Below are 19,710 nucleotides of genomic sequence, written 5' to 3' on the forward strand. Positions count from 1 at the left end.
CGCCCGCCTCTTCGCGCTGGCGCCGGCCGCGCTGCGCAGGGGGGCCGCCCATCCGGGGCCCGCGGCACGCCGGGCAGAAAGCCGGGGTCCCGGGAGCGTCCGGATTGCACGCCGCTCTGGCGCGCCCGAGGCATCTTTGTATGCAGCGCCGTAGGGTCGGCGTGTCCGCCTTCGGGGCCCTGTGCCCTGGGCGACTGCCAGCAGCCGTGCAGATCTCTTGCGGGCAAAGGTGTCCCTGTGCTCCGCTGGCAAACTCTGCTTGCCTTGCTATGAGGATCGCATGCGCGGCCCTCACATCAAGGCTGACACCGGCGATGCACTGGCGGGTCCCGAAGACGCAGAGCGGCCTCTTTGCGGGTATTGTGGCTGTAAACGCCCACTGAAGGCATCGATGCGCCAGGGGGATCGCTGGTCTGCGCTCAATTTCTCCGGGCGAAGGCCGCGTTCGATCTCAGTTCCCCCGAGGCAACGAAACTATACTCTTGGCCCGCTTACGGATTTCAACCTCCCTCTGGCCGATCGCCGCCTTCTGTCAGGTCTGAGGGGGAACGTCCCGATGACAGATCGCGACACTTCTGACCATATTCCCATGATGCCGGGGGTCAGCATCTGCACCCCGCGCGCCTCCCGGGCATGGGCGCAAACCCGGATGTGCGCTCTCGCGCCCGCCGTTTCCGACACAAGGATCGGGGACCATCTGAACATGCGGCACCGCGTTGAAATCCCGCGCAAAACGGCCCCTGGTTTCTGCGGCGGCCCGTGGCTCCATACGCTCTGTAGGGGCGTTTGCCTGAGGGCAGTGCGGGCGATGCTCTCCTCTGCGGCAGCGTGGAGGCCCCCTTTACTGCGCTGCCGCCGCGCTGACCTGGGCATCGGCCTGCTCCCCCGCCGATCTTCGGAGGCCTGGGCAAGGGCACTTTGCACGGTGGCAACGGCAAAGATGGGACGGCGGGCGTTGATCCCCTTCGCGGTGGCGCTGGCGGGGACCGCATCTTCGGAGCCATGGGCAATCGTGCTTTGCACGACGGAACCGGCGAAGAGGTGAGGACGCACGGCGGGGGCAGGCTGCATGTCTTCGTCAGGCAGATCTGAGGGTTGGCGTAGGCCCCGCCGTCGCCTCTGTGTCCGTGGCGCTGATCTCTGCACTCTCCTGTGCTGTGGTGATTTTGATGGCGCGCTGATTGCCCTGACGGCCGAGGCGGGCAGGGCAGAGGGGATCGCCTTGCGGGCCTGTCAGCGACAGGGAGAGCGGATCACCGGGACCGATCCGCAGAAGGCTGCCGGGCTTCAGCTCCATGGAAGTGTCGAGTGACAGCTCAATCCGTGCGAGGACCGCCATAATCACCACCTCTGCCTCGCCAAGCTGATGGGTGAACGCCCGGCTCCAGGCGGGATCGGTGGCTGGCCGGGCAGAGGGCGCGCTGCGGCCCGCGATGGCCCGGCCCTCGGCGGGAAGACAGAGCAGTGCCGTTCCGGTGCGGCTGGTGCCGGTCAGGCTGCCGCTGAGACTGAGGCAGCGGTAGGGCTGGTCTTCAAGCAGGAGCGACAGCGGTCGTGCATCCTCAATAAAGGAGGAATAGCGAAAGCCGCCTGCCCAGGCCAGATCGGGGCTGCTGTCGAGGCCCGTCTCCAGAAACAGCAGCCCGCCATCAATGACGCCTGCACAAAGTGCAGCATCCGTGCGGGTCAGACGGCGGGGCGCGGCTGAGGCGTCGAGCGGGGCCCCGAGGGTCTGCGCCTCGACCAGTGCAGAGACCAGATCCGGGCTGAGGCAGAGCAGCCCAAGCGCCTGTCCCGGCCCTTCGAGCACGGCATAAAACGACCGCTCAGGCAGCTTTTCCAGCACTTCGGCCAGCGACAGCCGCTCATCGCGGACATCGTCCGGCGCAAAGGGCAACCCGGCCAGGTCGCGCGCGGCGCGTGCCAGTCCGATGCGCCACGTGCGGGCCGCCGTTTCCGTTGCCACATCCGCAGGACGCGCTGCGGCCAGTTTTCGACGCAGAATCTGCGCAGTATCACCCATATGATCCGCTCCTGACTGCCGGCAGTCTCGCAGCGGCGGGTTACGGAAGGGTTTACGCGCGCGGTGTGAGCGACAGCACTTTCAGCGCTTGCGCATGAATCTCGGCATTCGCTGCGGCAATCACCCTCCCGCCCTGATGCGCGGGGCCGCCGGTCCAGTCGGTGACAATGCCGCCTGCCGCCTCGATCACCGCGATGGGGGCGGCGATGTCATAGGTCTGAAGCCCGGCCTCGACCACCAGATCGATCTGTCCGGCGGCCAGCAGCGCATAGGCATAGCAGTCCATACCGTAGCGCAGCAGGCGGCACTGCGTGGCGAGGCGGTGGAAGGCCTCACCCTCTGCGGGCGTGCCGACTTCGGGGAAGGTGGTGAAAATGATCGCCTCAGAGAGCGGGCGGGGGGCGCGGGTGGCAAGGGCCGCGGTGCCCAGTGGGCCAGTCACTTCGGCAAGGCCGGGTCCGCCGGTAAACCGCTCACCAATATAGGGCTGATCAATGATGCCAACGAAAGGGCCCTCAGCATCCGCAAGGGCAATCAGCACGCCCCAGGTCGGGGTGCCGGAGAGAAATCCGCGTGTGCCGTCAATAGGATCGAGGATCCAGGTCAGACCGCTGCTGCCCTCGGCACGGCCGCGCTCTTCGCCCAAAATCCCGTCATTCGGGCGCAGATCGGCCAGGATCGCACGCATGGCATCTTCCGCGGCGCGGTCGCCCTCGGTGACAGGGTCAAAGCGGTCGGCCTCTTTGCTGTCGGCGCTCAGGCTGGGTCGGCGGAACCAGGCAAGGGTCGCGACGCGTGCAGCATCTGCCAGCGCATTCGCGACGGCGAGATGCGCAGTCAGGGCTTCGGGGTTGCGCGTGGTCTTCTCGCGGTCAGTCATGGCAGCACTCCCTGGGCTCGCTCTGCGGCCCGCGCTAGCGCAGCCGCAGGGTCGAGGTCAAGGCTGCCGTCTCTGCTCAGGCTGCGCTGGAATCAGAGAGGACGCGGGCGAGATCAAAAAGCCGGCGGCGCTGGGCTTCGGGAATTGTGTAATAGGCCCGAACCAGTTCCAGTGCTTCTTTATCCCCCAGCAGGTCGCTGGTCTGTGTCGAGGCGGTGCCGCCATCGAGGCCCTCAAAGAAGAAGCTGACAGGCACATCCATCTCGCGTGCAATGTCAAAAAGACGCGAGGCACTCACCCGGTTCATCCCGGTTTCATACTTCTGGATCTGCTGGAACTTGATGCCCACGCGGTCAGCAAGCTGCTGCTGGGTCATCCCGACCATCCACCGCCGGTGCCGGACGCGTTTTCCGACGTGAGCATCCACGGGATGTTTCATTGTTACACTCCTTAACTTCGAGCCTGAACGCGGCGCACTGATACGGGATGGAAACTACTCCGGAGCCTGATGGTTCCCGCACAAACTCAACCTGACGCCGATTAATTTTTCTAACGCTATATGCTTATGTATGGATTCTTAGTTCGCCCGTATGGGTTATTCGCCTTAAGCGGGATAGATTCAATTAAAAACAACGCTCGATACAGAGGGAATACCCCACCTGGCGATAAATTGCTCAAACGCGTTCCCGGCCTGATCGGACATCTGTCGGTTGACAAGCGCAGGCCGCGCGGCAGACTCGCCGCCGCAGAACGGAGGGTGAGCGATGCGGGCATTTCAGGTGCAGGATTTCAAAGGAACCTTCGGGTTAACCGAGGTGCCGCAACCGCAGCCAGGTCCGGGTGAGGTCGCGCTTGCCATCCGCGCCTGTGGGGTGAACTTCGCGGATCTGCTGCTGACAGAGGGCCGCTACCAGGAAAAGCCGCCGCTGCCCTTCACGCTGGGGATGGAAGTCGCGGGCGTGGTGGAGGCGCTGGGGCCGGGGGTCACCGGTTTGGCGCCTGGCGACCGGGTGGGGGTCTTCGGGCGGGATGGCGGGCTGGCAGAGGCGGGGGTTTTTCCGGCGGATCGCTGCGTAAAACTGCCTGACTCCATGGGGTTCGACACGGCGGCGGCCTTTCTGGTGGGCTATGGCACGGCGCATGTTGCGCTTGGCCACCGCGCGCGGCTGCAGCCTGGAGAGACCCTTTTCGTGACCGGCGCCGCCGGGGGCGCGGGGCTGACGGCGGTGGAGCTGGGCGCGGCTATGGGCGCAAGGGTGATCGCCTCTGCGCGTGGGGGGGAAAAGCTTGCCCGGGCGAAGTCTTCGGGGGCTGCGCATGTGATCGACAGCGAGGCCCCGGATCTGCGGGCGGCGCTGCGGGATCTGGGCGGAGTGGATGTGGTCTATGACACCGTCGGCGGCCCGGCGTTTCACGAGGCGCTGCGCGCCACGCGCCCGGAGGGGCGGTTGATTCCGGTGGGTTTTGCCGGAGGCGAGGTGCCACAGATCCCGGCAAATCTGTTATTGGTGAAAAACTTAACGGTTCTGGGGGTTTACTGGGGTGGCTATATGAGCTTCAGCCCGCAGGTAATCAAAGAGAGCTTCACCGAGCTTTTTGCACTTTTTGAGGCGGGGCGGATTACCCCTCATATCAGCCACCACCTTCCGCTGGAGCGGGTGGAGGAGGCGCTGGACCTGGTGCGCAACCGTAAATCAACCGGAAAGGTTGTGGTGACAATAGGTTAGCTTCTGCGGGATCAGCTGCGGCTTTTCAGGCGCGCGTATTCCTGCCGGATGATGGCGGCCAGCGGCTCGGCCGCCTCATTTTGTCCGGTGTAAAGGTTAACCTGAATTTGGCCGAGATCGGGCAGGCTGCCGCCGTGGGGGACCGCCACCAGATCGCGCGGCTCGGCCCCGGCGACAAGGGCGTGAACCGCCAGATCCGCACTCACGGAAGCTTCGATCGAGCGGGTCGCCTCGGCCTCAGAGGCCATCACCCAGTCGATCCCCGCGTCATCGAGGGCCGCCTGCACACCGGTGCGAAAGATGCAGTTGATCTCAAAGGCCAGCGGCAGCGGTCTTTGCCGGAATGCCTGGCCCCCCGGCGCGCCCACCCAGATCAGCGGCAGGCTGCGCAGGGTTTCGCCGCCCCGCGCCACCGTCTCTTCCGTCGTCAGAATGAGATCGCATTCGCCCTGCGCGAAAAGCTGCCGAAGCCGCAGGGTGTAAGACGAAACGAGCCGGATTCGCATCCGGGGATATTCATGCGCGAATCGCCGCAGAACCGCGGGGATCACCGGGTAGACGATGTCTGAGGGCACCCCCAGTACCACCTCTCCCTGCAAAGATTGTCCTGTTAATTTAGCTAAAGCTTCATCATTCAGTTGAAGAAGCCTGCGGGCATAGCCGATCAATTGCTCGCCCGCCGCCGTCAGAGAGACCCCCCGGCCCGAGCGCTCCATCAACTCGATGCCTAGGTGATCTTCCAGTCGTTTCAATTGCATAGAGACTGCGGACTGGGTGAGATTCAGAAAGCCCGCAGCGCGTGTCACGCCCCCGGCTTCATGGACGGCGAGAAAGCTGCGCAGGGCGGTCAGATCAAGCTGGCGGGACATATCACACTCTTTGATGGATCACGTCAAAACCATTCATTTCACTTATCTGATTGGTTCTGCCATCTGACGCAACAGAAATGATCACCCACCCGCCCGCTTGAAGACAGGCGGGCCGTTCCTGAAAGGACATCCCATGTTTGCCTCGCTCCATACCTCCGCCCTGACGCTTGCCCGCGTCGAACGGGGAGGCAAAAAAGCGGGTGCCGGGCGTCTGTCGCGCCTTCTGCAACTGGCCTCCACCCGCCGCCGCCTGGCCAGCCTTGATGACTCTGCGCTGGCCGATATCGGTGTCAGCCGTGAAGAGGCCCGCCGCGAGTCCGCGCGCCCGGTCTGGGACGCTCCGGCCAGCTGGCTGCGCTGAGCGGCCGGGTTTTCAGAGGGGGTGAAAAAACTCCCGTGAAAATCGCGTGAATTGGACGGAACTTCTTGAAATTACGGGCCATGCGCCCGATATTCACGACAGAGCGCCTGAGTTTTCTGCTCAGGCGGCTTTCGCCATCATGACGGAGGCTGACCAATGGCAGACTTTCAGACGATCCGCGGTGCTGCAGGCACGCGGGCCGCACAGATCGACGAGGGCCTTCGCGCCCATATGAACAAAGTCTACGGCACCATGTCCGTAGGCATGCTGATCACTGCGGCAGCAGCCTGGGCCATCGCAGGCCTGAGCTATACCACCGATCCTTCCGCAGCTGCCGCACAGCTTGCGGGTGGCCGCTATCTGACCAGCCTTGGCTATGCCCTGCACGCGACGCCCCTGAAATGGGTCATCATGTTCGCGCCGCTGGTCATGGTTTTCGCCTTCTCGGCGATGATTAACCGCATGTCGGCTGCCACCGCGCAGCTGGTGTTTTACGCTTATGCGGCTGTCATGGGCCTCTCGCTCAGCTCGATCTTTCTGGTTTATACCGGCACCTCGATCGCGCAGACCTTTGTGGTGACGGCCATCGCCTTCGCCGGTCTGTCGCTCTACGGCTATACCACCAAGAAAGACCTGTCGGGCTTTGGCACCTTCCTGATGATGGGTGTGATCGGCATCGTTGTCGCCTCGATCGTGAATATCTGGCTGGCGTCTTCGGCTCTGGCCTTCGCGGTTTCGGTGCTGGGTGTGCTGATTTTTGCGGGTCTGACGGCCTATGACACGCAGAACATCAAAAACACCTATCTTGAGCACGCTCAATACGGTGACACGGAGTGGCTGGGCAAATCGGCCATCATGGGTGCGCTGAACCTCTACCTCGACTTCCTGAACCTCTTCATGTTCCTGCTCTCCTTTATGGGCAACAAAGAGTAAGCTTCGGGTTAACGAATGCCTCAGAACCCCGCCGACGCGCAGTCGGCGGGGTTTTTTCATTTTGAGATCACGGAGCGGTTTTCGGCCCGCTGTCTCAGGCCCCGAAGGACATCCGCCGATCTCCCGTCGGGGCGGCCTGGTGTAAGCAAATGAAATGTGCTGCCCCGCATGGCAGTGCCCGGGGTCGGCGGTAATCCTCCCAGCCACGGAATCTTGTGTTGCCCGTTCTTAGCGCGTTCTGCTTTTTGCTGATCAAGACTTGGTAACTGTATTAGTAATTGTAGGTAAATGTAATCTATGGCTGTGCAACGCGTTGTGATCGTCCTTCCATCCTTTGCTGAGGAGGACGTCGAGAATGCGCTTCTCACGTTCGCCCGCAGCTTTGAAGTTTCCGACATCCTTCTGCTGTCGTCAGATGAAAAGGCCATTGGAAACAAAGCACTGGCCGCGTTGAAAAGACTTCCGCGGTTCCGTTTTCCGGACATCTCCGGGGGGGACGAGGCTGCGGCTGACCTTCTGCGCCAGGGCGATCTGCTGGTGCTGACCGGGCATGAGGGTCGCAATAGCGCTGCGGGCCTTCGCCGCGCGCTGACAGCACGGGCCCTGCAGCTTGGACTTCCGGTCTGCGCCAATCTGCCGATGGACTCCGGCCTCGCAGCGGCGCTGGCGGGGTTTCTTCCCGCCGCCGATGCCCTGGCCCCGGCTGTGCGCACAGGCGCGCCCCGCCCGAAGACCGGCGCTGCGGTGCGTCAGGATGAGGTGGTCGCAGCGCTTTACAAGGCGGGCCGGGATATGGCCCTGCGCCTGCAAAAGGATGAGCGCCAGCCCTGGCGCGCGCCGATGCGCTGGCTGCGCTATATGTCGGTTTCGGCACTGACGCTCCTGACGCCCTGGCTTTCTGAAAAGGCGCGGCTCAGGCTGCAGGAGCGGGCGGGCAAACTGCGCCCGACGCGGCACGCCCTGGCCTGGGAGGCCATGGTTAACACCCTGCACGGCATGAGTTATGAGCCGGCCCCCTTTATCCCTCTCAGCCGGAAATTGCCTTATAAGACGCTGAAAACCCTGTCAAAAATCACTGCCAGTATTTCGCCCCGCCGCTCTGAGCGATTTGCGAGATCTGCGCGTAAGCGCAATCCGGCGGCTGCTATGGGCCATAATTCTCTGGGCAGCCTCTTCAGCTATCTGCAAGAGTTTCCTGATGTGCCGGCGAATCGTCACCGGCGCATTCTGGTCTCGGATTACCGCCTGCCGCGGGCTGACCTGTCGGCGGGGGAACGGGCCACCCTGGGGGTGGTGAGAGACCTTTGCGATTTCGGCTTTGAGGTGACCTTTCTGCCCGCCGATCTGCAGGATGTCGCGCCCTACCGGGCTGAGCTGGAGGCTTTGGGCGCAAAGGTCATCACGCGGGCCGATGGCTATGACCTCGCTGCAGATTACATCGCCGAGCATGGTTACCGCTATGGCGCCTATTATCTGGTCCGGATCGATGTGGTTGAGGCGCTGCTCGACACCATTCGCAGGATCTCGCCTGAGGCTCCGGTGATCTTCCATGCACCCGATCTTTACTTCCTGCGCGAAGAGCGGGCGGCGCAGTTGAGTGGGGATCCGCAGGAGGCAAAATCCGCCGCTGAGACCCGCCGCAGGGAAACGGCGGTGATGAAAGCCGTCGATCACGTGCTTCTGGTCAGCCCCGCTGAGGTTCCGCATGTAGAGCAGATCATTGATCGCAAAAAAATCACCGTGTTTCCGGCGCTTTACAGCGAGGTCGTGGAAAATCCCGCCGGGTTCCCGGGGCGCAGGCATTTCTTCTTTCTCGGCGGCTTCGGTCACCCGCCGAACGTTCATGGGGTCAAGTGGTTCGTGGCCAATGTCTGGCCGCTGGTCCATCGCGCCCTGCCGGATGCGGAGTTTCATATCATCGGCGCTGAGGCGACGGCGGAGGTCCTTGCTCTCGGCGGCACGCCGGGGGTGAAGGTTATCGGCTATGTCGCCGATCTCGACCCGCTTTTGCAAAGTTACCGCGTCAGCACAGCGTCGCTGCTCTTCGGGGCGGGGATCAAGGGCAAGGTCAGCATGGCGATGGGGGCCGGAATTCCCAATGTGCTGACCGGGATCGCGGCAGAGGGTATGGGGATTATCGACGGCGTTCATGCCCTGGTGCGCGACGATCCCGCAGAATTTGCTGCGGCCTGCGTCAGGCTTTATCAGGATGAGGCGCTTTGGGTCTCTGTCGCAAAGGCGGGGGCGGAACTGGTCGACGACAGCTTTGGCGACCGTGCCAACCGCATCAGTGCGCTGCATCTGCTGGACCGCACGGGGGTTCTGCCGCAGTCGCTTTATGCGGGCTTTGCGGAAGAGCTGGCCCCGCGTGCCTTCCGGCCGGAAGAGGCCCCGGACCTCTCGGTTGTTCTGGCGGCGCACCATCGCCCCTCCGTTACAAAACGTGCGCTGGCGGCTTTGCAGATCGCGCTGAAGGGGCGGCAGGCCGAGGTTATTGTGACCGGAAGCAGCGCGGATGAGGCCGCGTTTCAAGCGGAAAGCCCGGTGGCGGGGCTGCACTGGCAGACCGGCGGTGCGGATCCGTTCGGCCTGGCACTGGCGCGTGCAAAGGCAGGCAGCCTGCTGCTTCTGGCACCGGAGACGATCCTGATGCCAGGCGCCGTGGCGCGGCTTTTTGAGAAAGAGGGCGGCCCTGGCGTCACCGTCTTTGATGATCACGGCATTGCGGTGATGTCAGATGTTTCGGCGCTTGCAGACCGTCTGGCGGTGGGCGACCGCAGGCTCTTTGTCGATCAGGCCCTGCTCCAGAAAGGCCTGCGATCTTAAAGCGGATCTGAAACCGGCAAAGCGTGAGTGTGCGCTGCGGCGCGGGCAGGGAGGCCGCTGAGCGCGGCCATCAGACCCTTCTGTTGCGCAGACTGCGGGAGCTCTGAGGGGGTCCGGCCACGAAAAAACCGGAAGGGTTGCCCCTTCCGGTTTTCTTAAACGCTCACCCGATCATTCGAGTTCGATGGTGCCCGGCGGCTTCGAGGTCAGATCGTAGAACACGCGGTTCACGCCTTTCACCTCGTTGATGATGCGGGTCATCGTCTCGCCCAGGAATTCATGGGTGAAGGGATAGGTGTCAGCGGTCATGCCGTCGACCGAGGTCACCGCGCGGATCGAGACCGCGAAGTCATAGGTCCGGCCATCGCCCATCACGCCCACGGTTTTCATCGGCAGGATCGCCGCGAAAGCCTGCCAGATTTCGTCGTAAAGACCATGTTTACGGATCTGGTCGATATAGACGGCATCGGCTTCCTGCAGGATCGCCAGCTTCTCGCGGGTGATCTCACCGGGGCAACGGATCGCCAGACCCGGGCCCGGGAAGGGGTGACGACCGATGAAGCTTGCCGGAAGACCCAGCTCACGACCAAGCGCACGCACTTCGTCTTTGAACAGCTCACGCAGCGGCTCAACCAGTTTCAGGCCCATCTTCTCCGGCAGACCGCCCACATTGTGGTGCGATTTGATGGTGACCGAAGGGCCGCCCGAGAAGGAGACCGATTCAATCACATCCGGATAAAGCGTGCCCTGAGCGAGGAATTTCGCGCCCTCAATCTCATTGGCGTATTTCTGGAAGACATCGATGAACAGCTTGCCGATGGTCTTACGCTTCACTTCCGGGTCCGACACGCCTTCCAGCGCGTTCAGGAAGAGATCCGATTCATCCGCCGCGATCAGCTTGATCTTATAGTTGTCGCGGAACATCTTCACGACGTCAGCGGCTTCGTTCTTGCGCAGCAGACCGTGATCCACAAAGACGCAGGTCAGCTGATCGCCGATGGCCTCATGCAGCAGGATCGCGGTGACCGAGCTGTCCACGCCGCCCGACAGACCGCAGATCACATGGCTGTCGCCAACCTGGTCGCGGATCGCCTGGATCGCCTGCTCGCGGTAGCCCTTCATGGTCCAGTCGCCTTTGAAGCCGGCCAGACGGATGAAGTTTTCGTAAAGTTTCGCACCCTTAGGGGTGTGGTGCACCTCCGGGTGGAACTGCACGGCATAGAAGTTGCGCGAGATATCGGCGGTCACGGCGAAAGGCGCATTCGGCGAGGTGCCGTAAACGGTAAAGCCCGGCGCGATCTTCGAGACGTGATCGCCGTGGCTCATCCAGACCTGTTCTTTGCCCGCGGCAAACCAGCCGTCCAGAATCGACAGATCGCCGTTTTCCGGGGTGACAAAGGCGCGGCCGAATTCCGCCGTGCCGTGGCCGGATTCAACGAGGCCGCCCAGCTGCTGCATCATGGTCTGCTGACCATAGCAGATGCCAAGGACCGGCACGCCGAAGTTCCACAGCGCCTCAGGGGCACGGGGCGAACCTTCGCGGGTCACACTGTCCGGACCACCCGAGAGGATCACGGCTTTCGGGGCAAAGGCTGCCAGGAAAGCGTCATCGACGCGGTTGTAGGGATGGATTTCGCAATAGACATTCAGCTCGCGCAGGCGACGCGCAATGAGCTGCGTGACCTGAGAGCCGAAGTCGATGATGAGCAGGCGTTCATGGGACTGGATCATGGCTTCGCCTATCCTGTGGCTGGAAATTTCACAAGGGGGGGCTGCCCGGAGGGACGGCCCTGTTTCGCGGCCTTTTGCCCCGCCTGCGCCTTTGCTGCAAGGAAAAACGCCGCCCCGGAGGTCTTCCCCGGGGCGGCACAGTGACGCTTACTCTGCCGCGTCGAGATAGCTCTCCAGCGGCGGGCAGGTGCAGATCAGGTTGCGGTCGCCGTAAACGTTGTCAATCCGGCCCACCGGCGGCCAGTATTTGTCCACGCGGAACGCACCCGGCGGGAAGCAGCCCTGTTCGCGGCTGTATTTGCGGTCCCAGTCGGCCACCAGATCTTCCACCGTATGGGGCGCATGGCGCAGAGGGCTGTCTTCGGCGGCAATCTCACCGGCTTCCACCGCTTTGATCTCGGCACGGATGGCCAGCAGCGCGGTGATGAAGCGGTCGATCTCAGCTTTGGTTTCCGACTCGGTCGGCTCCACCATCAGCGTGCCCGAGACCGGCCAGGACATGGTCGGCGCATGGAAGCCGTTGTCGACCAGACGCTTGGCGATGTCATCCACCGTCACACCCGCTTCCGCGAAGGGACGGGTATCAAGGATGCATTCATGCGCCACCCGACCGCGGTTGCCCATGAAAAGCACCTGGTAAGAACCGCGCAGACGCGCCGCGATGTAATTGGCGTTCAGGATCGCCACGCGGGTCGCCTGGGTCAGCCCCTCACCGCCCATCATCAGGCAGTAAGCCCATGAAATCAGCAGGATCGAGGCCGAGCCATAGGGCGCGGCCGAAACCGGACCCTCCTGGCCGCCGGTTTCCGGGTGACCCGGCAGGAAGGGCGCGAGATGCGATTTCACCCCGATCGGACCCATGCCCGGACCACCGCCGCCATGCGGAATCGCAAAGGTCTTGTGCAGGTTCAGGTGGCTCACGTCGCCGCCGATCTCACCGGGTTTCACCAGACCAACCATGGCGTTCATATTGGCGCCGTCGATATAGACCTGACCGCCGAACTCATGGGTGATTTTGCAGATATCGCGCACGGTGCCCTCAAAAACACCATGGGTCGAGGGATAGGTGATCATACAGGCCGCCAGACGGTCGCCCGCAGCCTCTGCCTTGGCACGGAAATCTTCCACGTCAATGTCGCCATTGGCCGAGGATTTCACCACCACCACCTTCATGCCGCACATCTGCGCCGAAGCCGGGTTGGTGCCATGCGCCGAGACCGGAATGATGCAGACATCGCGGTGCCCCTCACCGCGCGAGCGGTGGTAAGCCTGAATGGTCAGAAGCCCCGCATATTCGCCCTGGGCACCCGAGTTCGGCTGCATCGAGAACGCATCATAGCCGGTGATCTCGCACAGTTTATCCGAGAGATCCGAGATCGCCTCATGATAGCCCGCCGCCTGATCCACCGGCGCAAAGGGGTGCAGTGCGCCAAATTCCGGCCAGGACAGCGGCATCATTTCGGCGGCCGCATTCAGCTTCATCGTGCAGGAGCCCAGCGGGATCATCGCCCGGTCGAGCGCCAGATCGCGGTCCGACAGACGGCGCATATAGCGCATCATTTCCGACTCGGCGCGGTTCATATGGAAGATCGGATGGGTGAGATAGTCACTCACCCGCATCAGCTTTTCGTCAAAGCCAAGGTGCCGCCCGGCCGCCGGGGCTTTGTCGATGCCAAAGGCGCGCAGCACCCGCAGCAGAACCTCCTCATTGGAGGTTTCATCCAGCGAAATCCCCACCCGGTCGGTGCCGATTTTGCGCAGGTTCAGCCCCTCCTGACGCGCCGCCGCCAGAATCCCGGCCTGACCCACGCCGACTTCCACGGTGATGGTGTCAAAGAACTGATCGGGCGAAACCTTCGCCCCCGCCGCCTTCAGCGCATCCGCCAGACGCACGGTCAGGAAATGCACCCGCTCGGCAATGGCCCGCAGACCCTTCGGCCCATGGAACACCGCATAAAATGAGGCCATGACCGCCAGCAGCGCCTGCGCCGTGCAGACGTTGGAGGTCGCCTTCTCGCGGCGGATATGCTGCTCACGGGTCTGCAGCGACAGCCGGTAGGCCTTATTGCCACGGCTGTCTATCGAGACCCCGACAATCCGCCCCGGCATATTGCGCTTCATCTCATCTTTGCAGGCCATAAAGGCCGCATGCGGACCCCCATAGCCCATCGGCACGCCAAAGCGCTGCGCTGAGCCCACGGCAATATCCGCCCCCATGGCGCCCGGCTCTTTGAGCACACAAAGCGCCAGCAGATCGGTCGCCATGACCGCAATGGCCTTCGCCTCATGCAGCGCCGCAATCGCAGCGGTGAAATCGCGCACATGACCAAAGCTGCCCGGATACTGGAAGATCGCGCCAAAGACCGAAGCCGCCTCCAGCGCCTCCGGCGCCGCCACGATCACCTCAATATTCAGCGGGAAAGCGCGGGTCTGAATGACCGCAATCGTCTGTGGATGACAGTTCTCATCCACAAAAAACGCCGTAGCCTTCGATTTCGACTGCCGCTGCGCCATGACCATGGCTTCCGCCGCCGCCGTCCCCTCATCCAGAAGCGAGGCATTGGCCACATCAAGCCCGGTCAGATCACAGACCATGGTCTGATAGTTCAAAAGCGCCTCAAGGCGCCCCTGGGCAATCTCCGGCTGATAGGGCGTATAAGCGGTATACCAGGCCGGGTTTTCAAAAATATTGCGTTGAATGGCCGGCGGCGTCACCGTGCCAAAATAGCCCTGACCGATCAGCGAGGTCATGACTTTGTTCTTCGCAGCCACCCCGCGCATCTTCGCCAGCAGCTCATGCTCAGCCAGCGGCGCCCAGGCCAGCGGCTTATCCTGCCGGATCGAGGCCGGAATGGTCTCGGTGATCAGCGCCTCAAGCGAGGGGGTCCCCACCGCTTTCAGCATCTCCTCCATCTCGGCGGGCGAAGGCCCGATGTGACGGCGGTTGGCGAAATCATAGGTGTCATAATCGACGGGCGTATAGGCCATCATATCCTCGGGGACCGCAGGCGGGGAGGGGAGGGGGCACGGCAGCACCGCGCCCGCTTTGGCTTTTTCAAAATACTCCGGGGTCCGGGGCAGCGCCCCGGCCTCTCCCCCGAAAGCCGGCCTCAGCCGATCAGCGCGTTATAGGCGTCTTCATCCATGAAGCCGTCGAGAACCGACAGATCATCGATCTTCATCTTGAAGAACCAGGCCCCCAGCGGATCGTCGTTCACCAGACCCGGGCTGGTGGTCAGACGCTCGTTCACTTCGACGATCTCGCCATCGAGCGGCGCGAGGATGTCCGAGGCGGCTTTCACCGATTCAATCACCGAGGCCTCATCGCCGGCGGCAACCTGGGTGCCGGTCTCGGGCAGTTCCACAAAGACCACATCGCCCAGCTGCTCAGCGGCATGGCCGGTGATGCCCACAACGACCAGGTCGCCTTCGACGCGCAGCCACTCGTGCTCTTCAGTATATTTCATAGGGGTTTGCTCCTCAGCAAAGGCCGCGATCAGCGTTTGTAGGTGGTGGGTTGGAAAGGCATGGGCGCGCGGGCCACGGCGTGCCGCCTGCCGCGAACCTCGCCAAACAGCGGGCCGTCATAGCCCGCGCTCAGATAGCCCATGGCGACGGGGGCTTCGACCGAAGGACCAAAGCCCCCCGAGGTGACGAGACCGACCTGAGTGCCACCCTCAGCCGCATCCCAAAGGGTCACCCCCTCACGCATCGGGGCGCGGCCCTCAGGGCGCAGACCGATGCGCTTGCGGGCCGGGGCCTCAGCAAGCTCGGCCAGAATGCGCGCGGCACCGGGGAAGCCGCCTTCGCGCGCGCCGCCCGTGCGGCGGACCTTCTGGATGGCCCAGGTCAGACCCGCTTCAACCGGCGAGGTGGTGGTGTCGATGTCATGGCCGTAAAGGCAAAGCCCGGCCTCCAGCCGCAGGCTGTCGCGGGCACCAAGCCCGATCGGGGCCACGCCGTCAGAGGCCAGCAGGGCGCGGGCAAAGCTTTCAGCCTGGGCCTCAGCCACGGAAATCTCGAAGCCGTCTTCCCCGGTATAGCCCGAGCGCGAGACCCAGATCTCGCCATGCGCAGGAGAGGCCAGCACCGCGACATCCATGAATTTCATCGCAGCCACACCCGGCACCAGGGCCTCAAGCGCGGCCTCGGCCTTCGGGCCCTGCAGCGCCAGCAGCGCGCGGTCGGTGATCGCGATCACCTCGGCCACCGCGCCGAGTTTGGCGGTCATATGGGCAATATCGGCCTCTTTGCAGCCGGCATTGACCACGACAAACAGATGATCGCCGCGGTTGGCAAACATCAGATCATCGAGAATGCCGCCCGCCTCATTGGTGAACAGCCCATAGCGCTGGCGGCCCTCGGGCAGCGAGGCCACATCGACCGGCATCAGCGCCTCAAAGCCCGCGATCAGCGCGGCCATCCCGGCTTTGGGCTTCAGGATCACCTGACCCATGTGGCTGACGTCGAAAAGGCCCGCCTCCGCGCGGGTGTGGAGATGCTCTTTCATCACCCCCATCGGATACTGCACCGGCATCTCATAGCCCGCAAAGGGCACCAGTTTGCCGCCAAGCTCAACGTGGAGGTCATGCAGACCCAGCCGCTTCAGATCGCTCATTGCGCGCTCCGCTTATGGGCCGTCTTTAAAAAGAATACGGCACCGCAGGCAGACGGATCTCTGCCCTTCGATGCCCCCTCTGTCCTTACCCCTTCGGGGCGCCTGAGATCGTTATCCCTTCGGCGGGCACGGGCGTGCCACTCTCCAGAGTTTTGTTCAGGAACGGTCCCTTGCGCCTGAGAGTTTACCGGGGCGGTTGCTCCTTCGGCACCGGAGCCGGAGGTCGCCCCCCGCCCGGATTCTCCCGATCCTGAATTTCCCTCTAGCTGAAGTCAGGGCGGGCTGGCAAGCCCCGGCTTAAGCGCCTTGCGATATGCGCATTTTTCCGATCAGCCGCAGCGCCAGCCACCAGGACAAAAGCCCGAAAATCACCCCCGTCAGCCCCTGGCCCCACATCACCCCAAGCGCGCCGCCCAGTTCCGCGCCGATCCAGACCGGGATCAGCGTGCCAATGGTGGCGCGCAGCCAGTTGGTCCAGGTCGAGATGAAGGGACGCCCGAGATTGTTAAAGGCGGCATTGGCCACAAAGATGATCGCCACAAAAAACCACAGCCCCGCCAGCGGTCCGCAGAACAGATAGATGATCTCCCGCGTCAGCCCCTCGGCGTGGAAGGCATCCGAGATCAGCCCCCGGGTGAACCACAGCACCACCGAGACCAGCGCCACCACCAGGGCCGAGAATTGCAGCGCGGCGTTGAAGGCCAGCTTCACCCGCTCCAGCCGCCCGGCGCCGAAATTCTGCCCGATGATCGGCCCGATGGAGCCTGCCAGCGCAAAGATCACCCCAAAGGCCACCGGCGTCAGCCGCCCCGTAATGGCCATGCCCGCCACCGCCGCCTCGCCGTAAGCCGACATGAACCGCGTGACGATGGCAAAGCCGAGAGGCGTCGCCACCTGCGCCAGGATGGCCGGAACGGCGATCTTTGACAGAGGCCGCACATCCGTCAGAACGGCCCGCGCGGTCGTGGCCACAAAGCCCTTATGTGCCTTATGCACCTGCCAGAGCGCCACCCCCGCGATGACGAAGCGCGAGACAGAGGTCGCCAGCGCCGCCCCGGTCAGGTCCAGATCCAGCCAGAGGATCAGGATCGGGTTCAGCACCGCCGCCACCCCGGCGCCCCAAAGCGTCGAAGTCATCGAGGCCGCCGCATCGCCATGCGAGCGCAGCACCGCGCCGCCGACCATACCCGCGATCAAAAAGGGCACCGAAGGCAGGGTGACGGCCAGGAAATGCTCAGTCAGTGCGGCAACCTCTCCGGTGGCGCCCAGCAGGCTGACCATCAGCGGCAGCAGCGCCCAGGCAATCAGCGAGATCAGCACCCCGAAGGCAAAGGACAGGATCACCGAATGCGTGGTGCGGGTCTTGACCAGCGCCTCATCGCGCGCGCCCACCGCCATGGCCACCACGGCCCCGGCCGCGACGGAAGCGCCAATCCCGAAAGAGACCAGCAGAAACATAATCGTGCCGCCATAGCCGATGGCCGCTGCAAGCTCGGGTCGCCCCAGCATCGAGATGAAAAGCATATTGGCCAGATCGACCAGAAAGATCGCCATCAGCCCCACAGAGCCGGTCAGCGACATCACCGTCACATGGCGGAAAAGATTGCCTTCAAGAAATTTTGCCTGATGCCCGGCCATAGCCACTCCAATTCCGCAGCCCGGAATATCTGCGCCCCGCAATGCAAAAGGCCGGGGCGAACCCCGGCCTTTTTTGATCTTACGACAGGCGAACCTTTTGCAGCAAAGGCATCAGAGAGGCCATATCCGGCCCGTGATCGAGCCCGGTCAGCGCCCGGCGCAGCGGCATGAACAGCCCCTTGCCCTTGCGGCCGGTGGCGGCTTTCACGGCATTGGTCCATTCGCCCCAGGTGCTCTCGCTCCAGGGCTGTGCGGGCAGAAGCGTCAGGGCTTCGGCGATGAACTCGCGGTCTTCCTCGGCGATCACCGGCTCTGCGCCATCGCGCATCAGGCTCCACCAATTGGCGACATCGGCCAGAACTTCGATGTTCTGGCTGGCAATGGTCCAGACCGCGGCCTGTAGATCGGCGGGCACGCCGATCCCGGTCAGCTTGGGCGCAACCACCTCCAGGGGCATCTTCTGCACCAGGTGACGGGTCAGCGGGCGCAGATCGGCCTCATCAAACTTCGTCGGCGCGGCCCCGAAGGTCGAGATGTCAAAGCCTGCGATCACCTCTTCGATGGTGGTGCACAGCTCCACCGGTTTCGACGAGCCCAGACGGGCCATCAGCGACAGCACGGCCTGCGGCTCAATGCCACTGGCGCGCAGATCGCGCAGCGACAGGGTGCCGAGACGCTTCGACAGCGCCTCCCCCTGCGGGCCGGTCAGCAGCGAGTGGTGCGCAAAGCGCGGCGGCACACCACCGAGCGATTTCATGATCTGGATCTGGGTCGCGGTATTGGTGACGTGGTCCGCACCGCGCACAATATCGGTCACGCCCATATCGACGTCATCCACCGAGGAGGCGAAGGTGTAAAGCACCTGGCCATCGGCTTTGAACATCACCGGATCCGAGACCGAGGCCGCATCGATCGAGATGTCGCCAAGGATGCCATCGGTCCATTCAATCCGCTCCTGGTCGAGCAGATAGCGCCAGTAGCCGGTGCGGCCCTCGCTGAGATATTTCGCTTTGTCTTCGTCCGAGAGCTTCAGGCCCGCGCGGTCGTAAACCGGCGGTTTTCCCATGTTCAGAAGCTTTTTGCGCTTCAGATCCAGCTCAACCGGGGTCTCAAAGACCTCGTAAAGACGGCCGTCTTTTTTCAGCTGCTCGGCAGCCTCGTGGTAACGCGCAAGGCGTTTGGACTGATATTCCACCCGATCCCAGGTGAAGCCAAGCCATTCGAGGTCCTGGAAAACGCCGTCGATATACTCCTGCTTCGAGCGTTCCTGGTCGGTGTCATCGAGCCGCAGGATGAAGGTGCCGCCCTGCTGTCGGGCGATGGCAAAGTTCATCAGGGCAGCGCGCAGGTTGCCGATATGGAGATATCCCGTGGGGGAAGGGGCGAAGCGGGTAACGGTCATGTTTGCCTCCGGGTGCAGGCGTCTGTCTTTCACAAGGCCGAAGAAAAGTCCATATCAGGGGCAAAGGAGCCCTTTCATGAGCCAGACCGACACTGCCTTCACGGCACTGAACTTTGCCGCCCCCGATCTTGCCGATCTGGAAGCCCTGGCCCGCGAGGCCCTGGCGCAGCTTCCCGACTTCTGCCGTGAGGCCGCTCAGGCCATTGCGCTGCGCGTGGTCGACTTCGCGCCCCAGGAGATGCTGGCGGAGCTGGAGGTCGAAGATCCCTTTGAAATCACGGGTCTTTATGACGGTGTGCCGCTGACGGAGAAAGCCACCCTCGACCAGCCGCAGCAGCCCGATGCCATCTGGCTCTTCCGCCGCCCGATCCTGGAAGAGTGGATCGAGCGCGGTGACGTCGGCCTGTCGGATCTGCTGGCCCATGTCCTCGTGCATGAGCTGGCGCATCACTTCGGCTGGTCGGATGAGGACATTGCGGCGATTGACCGCTGGTGGGAATGAGATCCTGATCAGGGGATGTCACGGGCGGATCCTTTGCGGTCCGCCCTTTTTTCTGATCCTGCGCCCGGCAAAGGCGCTCAGCCCGCGTAATCGGCGACTGTCGTCTCAATCATCTGCGCATAAGCGTAAATGTCGCTCGGTTTATCGACGCGATAGGCGTTGTTGCACAAATCCGCCTTAGGATAGAGCGCCCCTAACCC

The 19,710-nt window shown here is 63.2% G+C and carries 15 protein-coding genes and 1 riboswitch; of the genes, 5 read left to right on the forward strand and 10 right to left on the reverse strand.

Annotated features, from left to right (window positions below; all coding sequences use genetic code 11):
- Positions 1-1,078: 1,078 nt before the first annotated feature.
- The 3 genes from EG244_RS13180 to EG244_RS13190 all read right to left on the reverse strand — a co-directional run bounded on the left by EG244_RS13180 (position 1,079) and on the right by EG244_RS13190 (position 3,342).
- Positions 1,079-2,023, reverse strand: a complete 945-nt coding sequence (locus EG244_RS13180; protein ID WP_124965459.1) for a FliM/FliN family flagellar motor switch protein — start codon at positions 2,021-2,023, stop codon at positions 1,079-1,081.
- A gap of 52 nt (positions 2,024-2,075) precedes the next feature.
- Positions 2,076-2,903: a histidinol-phosphatase gene (gene hisN / locus EG244_RS13185; RefSeq protein WP_124965460.1), complete on the reverse strand. Its 828-nt coding sequence runs from the start codon at positions 2,901-2,903 to the stop codon at positions 2,076-2,078.
- 76 nt (positions 2,904-2,979) lie between these two features.
- Positions 2,980-3,342, reverse strand: a complete 363-nt coding sequence (locus tag EG244_RS13190) for a helix-turn-helix domain-containing protein (RefSeq protein WP_124965461.1) — start codon at positions 3,340-3,342, stop codon at positions 2,980-2,982.
- A 325-nt stretch (positions 3,343-3,667) separates the two neighbouring features.
- Between EG244_RS13190 and EG244_RS13195 the strand changes: the two genes are divergently transcribed.
- Entirely contained in the window at positions 3,668-4,630 is a 963-nt protein-coding gene (locus tag EG244_RS13195; RefSeq protein ID WP_124965462.1) for an NADPH:quinone oxidoreductase family protein, read from the forward strand.
- Positions 4,631-4,641: 11 nt separating this feature from the next.
- On the opposite strand, the gene EG244_RS13200 is transcribed toward EG244_RS13195, so the two are convergent.
- Entirely contained in the window at positions 4,642-5,499 is an 858-nt protein-coding gene (locus tag EG244_RS13200) for a LysR family transcriptional regulator (protein WP_124965463.1), read from the reverse strand.
- Between the two features lie 133 nt (positions 5,500-5,632).
- Here EG244_RS13200 and EG244_RS13205 point away from each other — a divergent pair, with 133 nt between their 5' ends.
- The 3 genes from EG244_RS13205 to EG244_RS13215 all read left to right on the forward strand — a co-directional run bounded on the left by EG244_RS13205 (position 5,633) and on the right by EG244_RS13215 (position 9,619).
- The gene (locus EG244_RS13205) at positions 5,633-5,860 is read left to right on the forward strand and encodes a DUF1127 domain-containing protein (RefSeq protein WP_124965464.1); all 228 of its coding nucleotides are present in this window, start codon (positions 5,633-5,635) and stop codon (positions 5,858-5,860) included.
- Between the two features lie 156 nt (positions 5,861-6,016).
- Positions 6,017-6,793: a Bax inhibitor-1/YccA family protein gene (locus tag EG244_RS13210; protein ID WP_124965465.1), complete on the forward strand. Its 777-nt coding sequence runs from the start codon at positions 6,017-6,019 to the stop codon at positions 6,791-6,793.
- A 297-nt stretch (positions 6,794-7,090) separates the two neighbouring features.
- Positions 7,091-9,619 (forward strand): glycosyltransferase, encoded by a 2,529-nt coding sequence (locus tag EG244_RS13215; RefSeq protein ID WP_124965466.1) that lies wholly within the window; start codon positions 7,091-7,093, stop codon positions 9,617-9,619.
- A 171-nt stretch (positions 9,620-9,790) separates the two neighbouring features.
- Here EG244_RS13215 and guaA read toward each other — a convergent pair whose 3' ends face one another.
- The 6 genes from guaA to gltX all read right to left on the reverse strand — a co-directional run bounded on the left by guaA (position 9,791) and on the right by gltX (position 19,008).
- Complete coding sequence (guaA, locus tag EG244_RS13220) at positions 9,791-11,350, reverse strand: glutamine-hydrolyzing GMP synthase (protein ID WP_199737964.1); 1,560 nt, start codon at positions 11,348-11,350, stop codon at positions 9,791-9,793.
- Between the two features lie 147 nt (positions 11,351-11,497).
- Positions 11,498-14,338, reverse strand: coding sequence for an aminomethyl-transferring glycine dehydrogenase (gcvP, locus tag EG244_RS13225; protein ID WP_124965467.1), 2,841 nt, complete (start codon positions 14,336-14,338; stop codon positions 11,498-11,500).
- Between the two features lie 122 nt (positions 14,339-14,460).
- Positions 14,461-14,817, reverse strand: a complete 357-nt coding sequence (gene gcvH / locus EG244_RS13230; protein WP_124965468.1) for a glycine cleavage system protein GcvH — start codon at positions 14,815-14,817, stop codon at positions 14,461-14,463.
- A 29-nt stretch (positions 14,818-14,846) separates the two neighbouring features.
- A complete protein-coding gene (gene gcvT / locus EG244_RS13235) occupies positions 14,847-15,968 on the reverse strand; it encodes a glycine cleavage system aminomethyltransferase GcvT (RefSeq protein WP_124965469.1) in 1,122 nt (373 codons plus the stop codon).
- Between the two features lie 153 nt (positions 15,969-16,121).
- Positions 16,122-16,225, reverse strand: a riboswitch (glycine riboswitch).
- 40 nt (positions 16,226-16,265) lie between these two features.
- Positions 16,266-17,606 (reverse strand): MATE family efflux transporter, encoded by a 1,341-nt coding sequence (locus tag EG244_RS13240; protein ID WP_124965470.1) that lies wholly within the window; start codon positions 17,604-17,606, stop codon positions 16,266-16,268.
- Positions 17,607-17,685: 79 nt separating this feature from the next.
- A complete protein-coding gene (gltX, locus tag EG244_RS13245; RefSeq protein WP_124965471.1) occupies positions 17,686-19,008 on the reverse strand; it encodes a glutamate--tRNA ligase in 1,323 nt (440 codons plus the stop codon).
- A gap of 76 nt (positions 19,009-19,084) precedes the next feature.
- Here gltX and EG244_RS13250 point away from each other — a divergent pair, with 76 nt between their 5' ends.
- Positions 19,085-19,510: a metallopeptidase family protein gene (locus EG244_RS13250; protein WP_124965472.1), complete on the forward strand. Its 426-nt coding sequence runs from the start codon at positions 19,085-19,087 to the stop codon at positions 19,508-19,510.
- The last annotated feature ends 200 nt before the right edge of the window (positions 19,511-19,710 follow it).

Source organism: Falsigemmobacter faecalis, from assembly GCF_003863335.1.
Lineage (GTDB): Bacteria > Pseudomonadota > Alphaproteobacteria > Rhodobacterales > Rhodobacteraceae > Wagnerdoeblera > Wagnerdoeblera faecalis.

What these genes read in the sequence shown, in the direction of transcription:
- EG244_RS13180 (WP_124965459.1), bottom strand. Translation starts at nt 2,023, where the DNA reads ATGGGTGATACTGCGCAGATTCTGCGTCGAAAACTGGCCGCAGCGCGT.
- EG244_RS13240 (WP_124965470.1), bottom strand. Translation starts at nt 17,606, where the DNA reads ATGGCCGGGCATCAGGCAAAATTTCTTGAAGGCAATCTTTTCCGCCAT.
- gcvP (WP_124965467.1), bottom strand. Translation starts at nt 14,338, where the DNA reads ATGGCCTATACGCCCGTCGATTATGACACCTATGATTTCGCCAACCGC.
- EG244_RS13200 (WP_124965463.1), bottom strand. Translation starts at nt 5,499, where the DNA reads ATGTCCCGCCAGCTTGATCTGACCGCCCTGCGCAGCTTTCTCGCCGTC.
- EG244_RS13205 (WP_124965464.1), top strand. Translation starts at nt 5,633, where the DNA reads ATGTTTGCCTCGCTCCATACCTCCGCCCTGACGCTTGCCCGCGTCGAA.
- EG244_RS13190 (WP_124965461.1), bottom strand. Translation starts at nt 3,342, where the DNA reads ATGAAACATCCCGTGGATGCTCACGTCGGAAAACGCGTCCGGCACCGG.
- gcvT (WP_124965469.1), bottom strand. Translation starts at nt 15,968, where the DNA reads ATGAGCGATCTGAAGCGGCTGGGTCTGCATGACCTCCACGTTGAGCTT.
- hisN (WP_124965460.1), bottom strand. Translation starts at nt 2,903, where the DNA reads ATGACTGACCGCGAGAAGACCACGCGCAACCCCGAAGCCCTGACTGCG.
- EG244_RS13250 (WP_124965472.1), top strand. Translation starts at nt 19,085, where the DNA reads ATGAGCCAGACCGACACTGCCTTCACGGCACTGAACTTTGCCGCCCCC.
- EG244_RS13195 (WP_124965462.1), top strand. Translation starts at nt 3,668, where the DNA reads ATGCGGGCATTTCAGGTGCAGGATTTCAAAGGAACCTTCGGGTTAACC.
- gcvH (WP_124965468.1), bottom strand. Translation starts at nt 14,817, where the DNA reads ATGAAATATACTGAAGAGCACGAGTGGCTGCGCGTCGAAGGCGACCTG.
- guaA (WP_199737964.1), bottom strand. Translation starts at nt 11,350, where the DNA reads ATGATCCAGTCCCATGAACGCCTGCTCATCATCGACTTCGGCTCTCAG.
- EG244_RS13215 (WP_124965466.1), top strand. Translation starts at nt 7,091, where the DNA reads ATGGCTGTGCAACGCGTTGTGATCGTCCTTCCATCCTTTGCTGAGGAG.
- EG244_RS13210 (WP_124965465.1), top strand. Translation starts at nt 6,017, where the DNA reads ATGGCAGACTTTCAGACGATCCGCGGTGCTGCAGGCACGCGGGCCGCA.
- gltX (WP_124965471.1), bottom strand. Translation starts at nt 19,008, where the DNA reads ATGACCGTTACCCGCTTCGCCCCTTCCCCCACGGGATATCTCCATATC.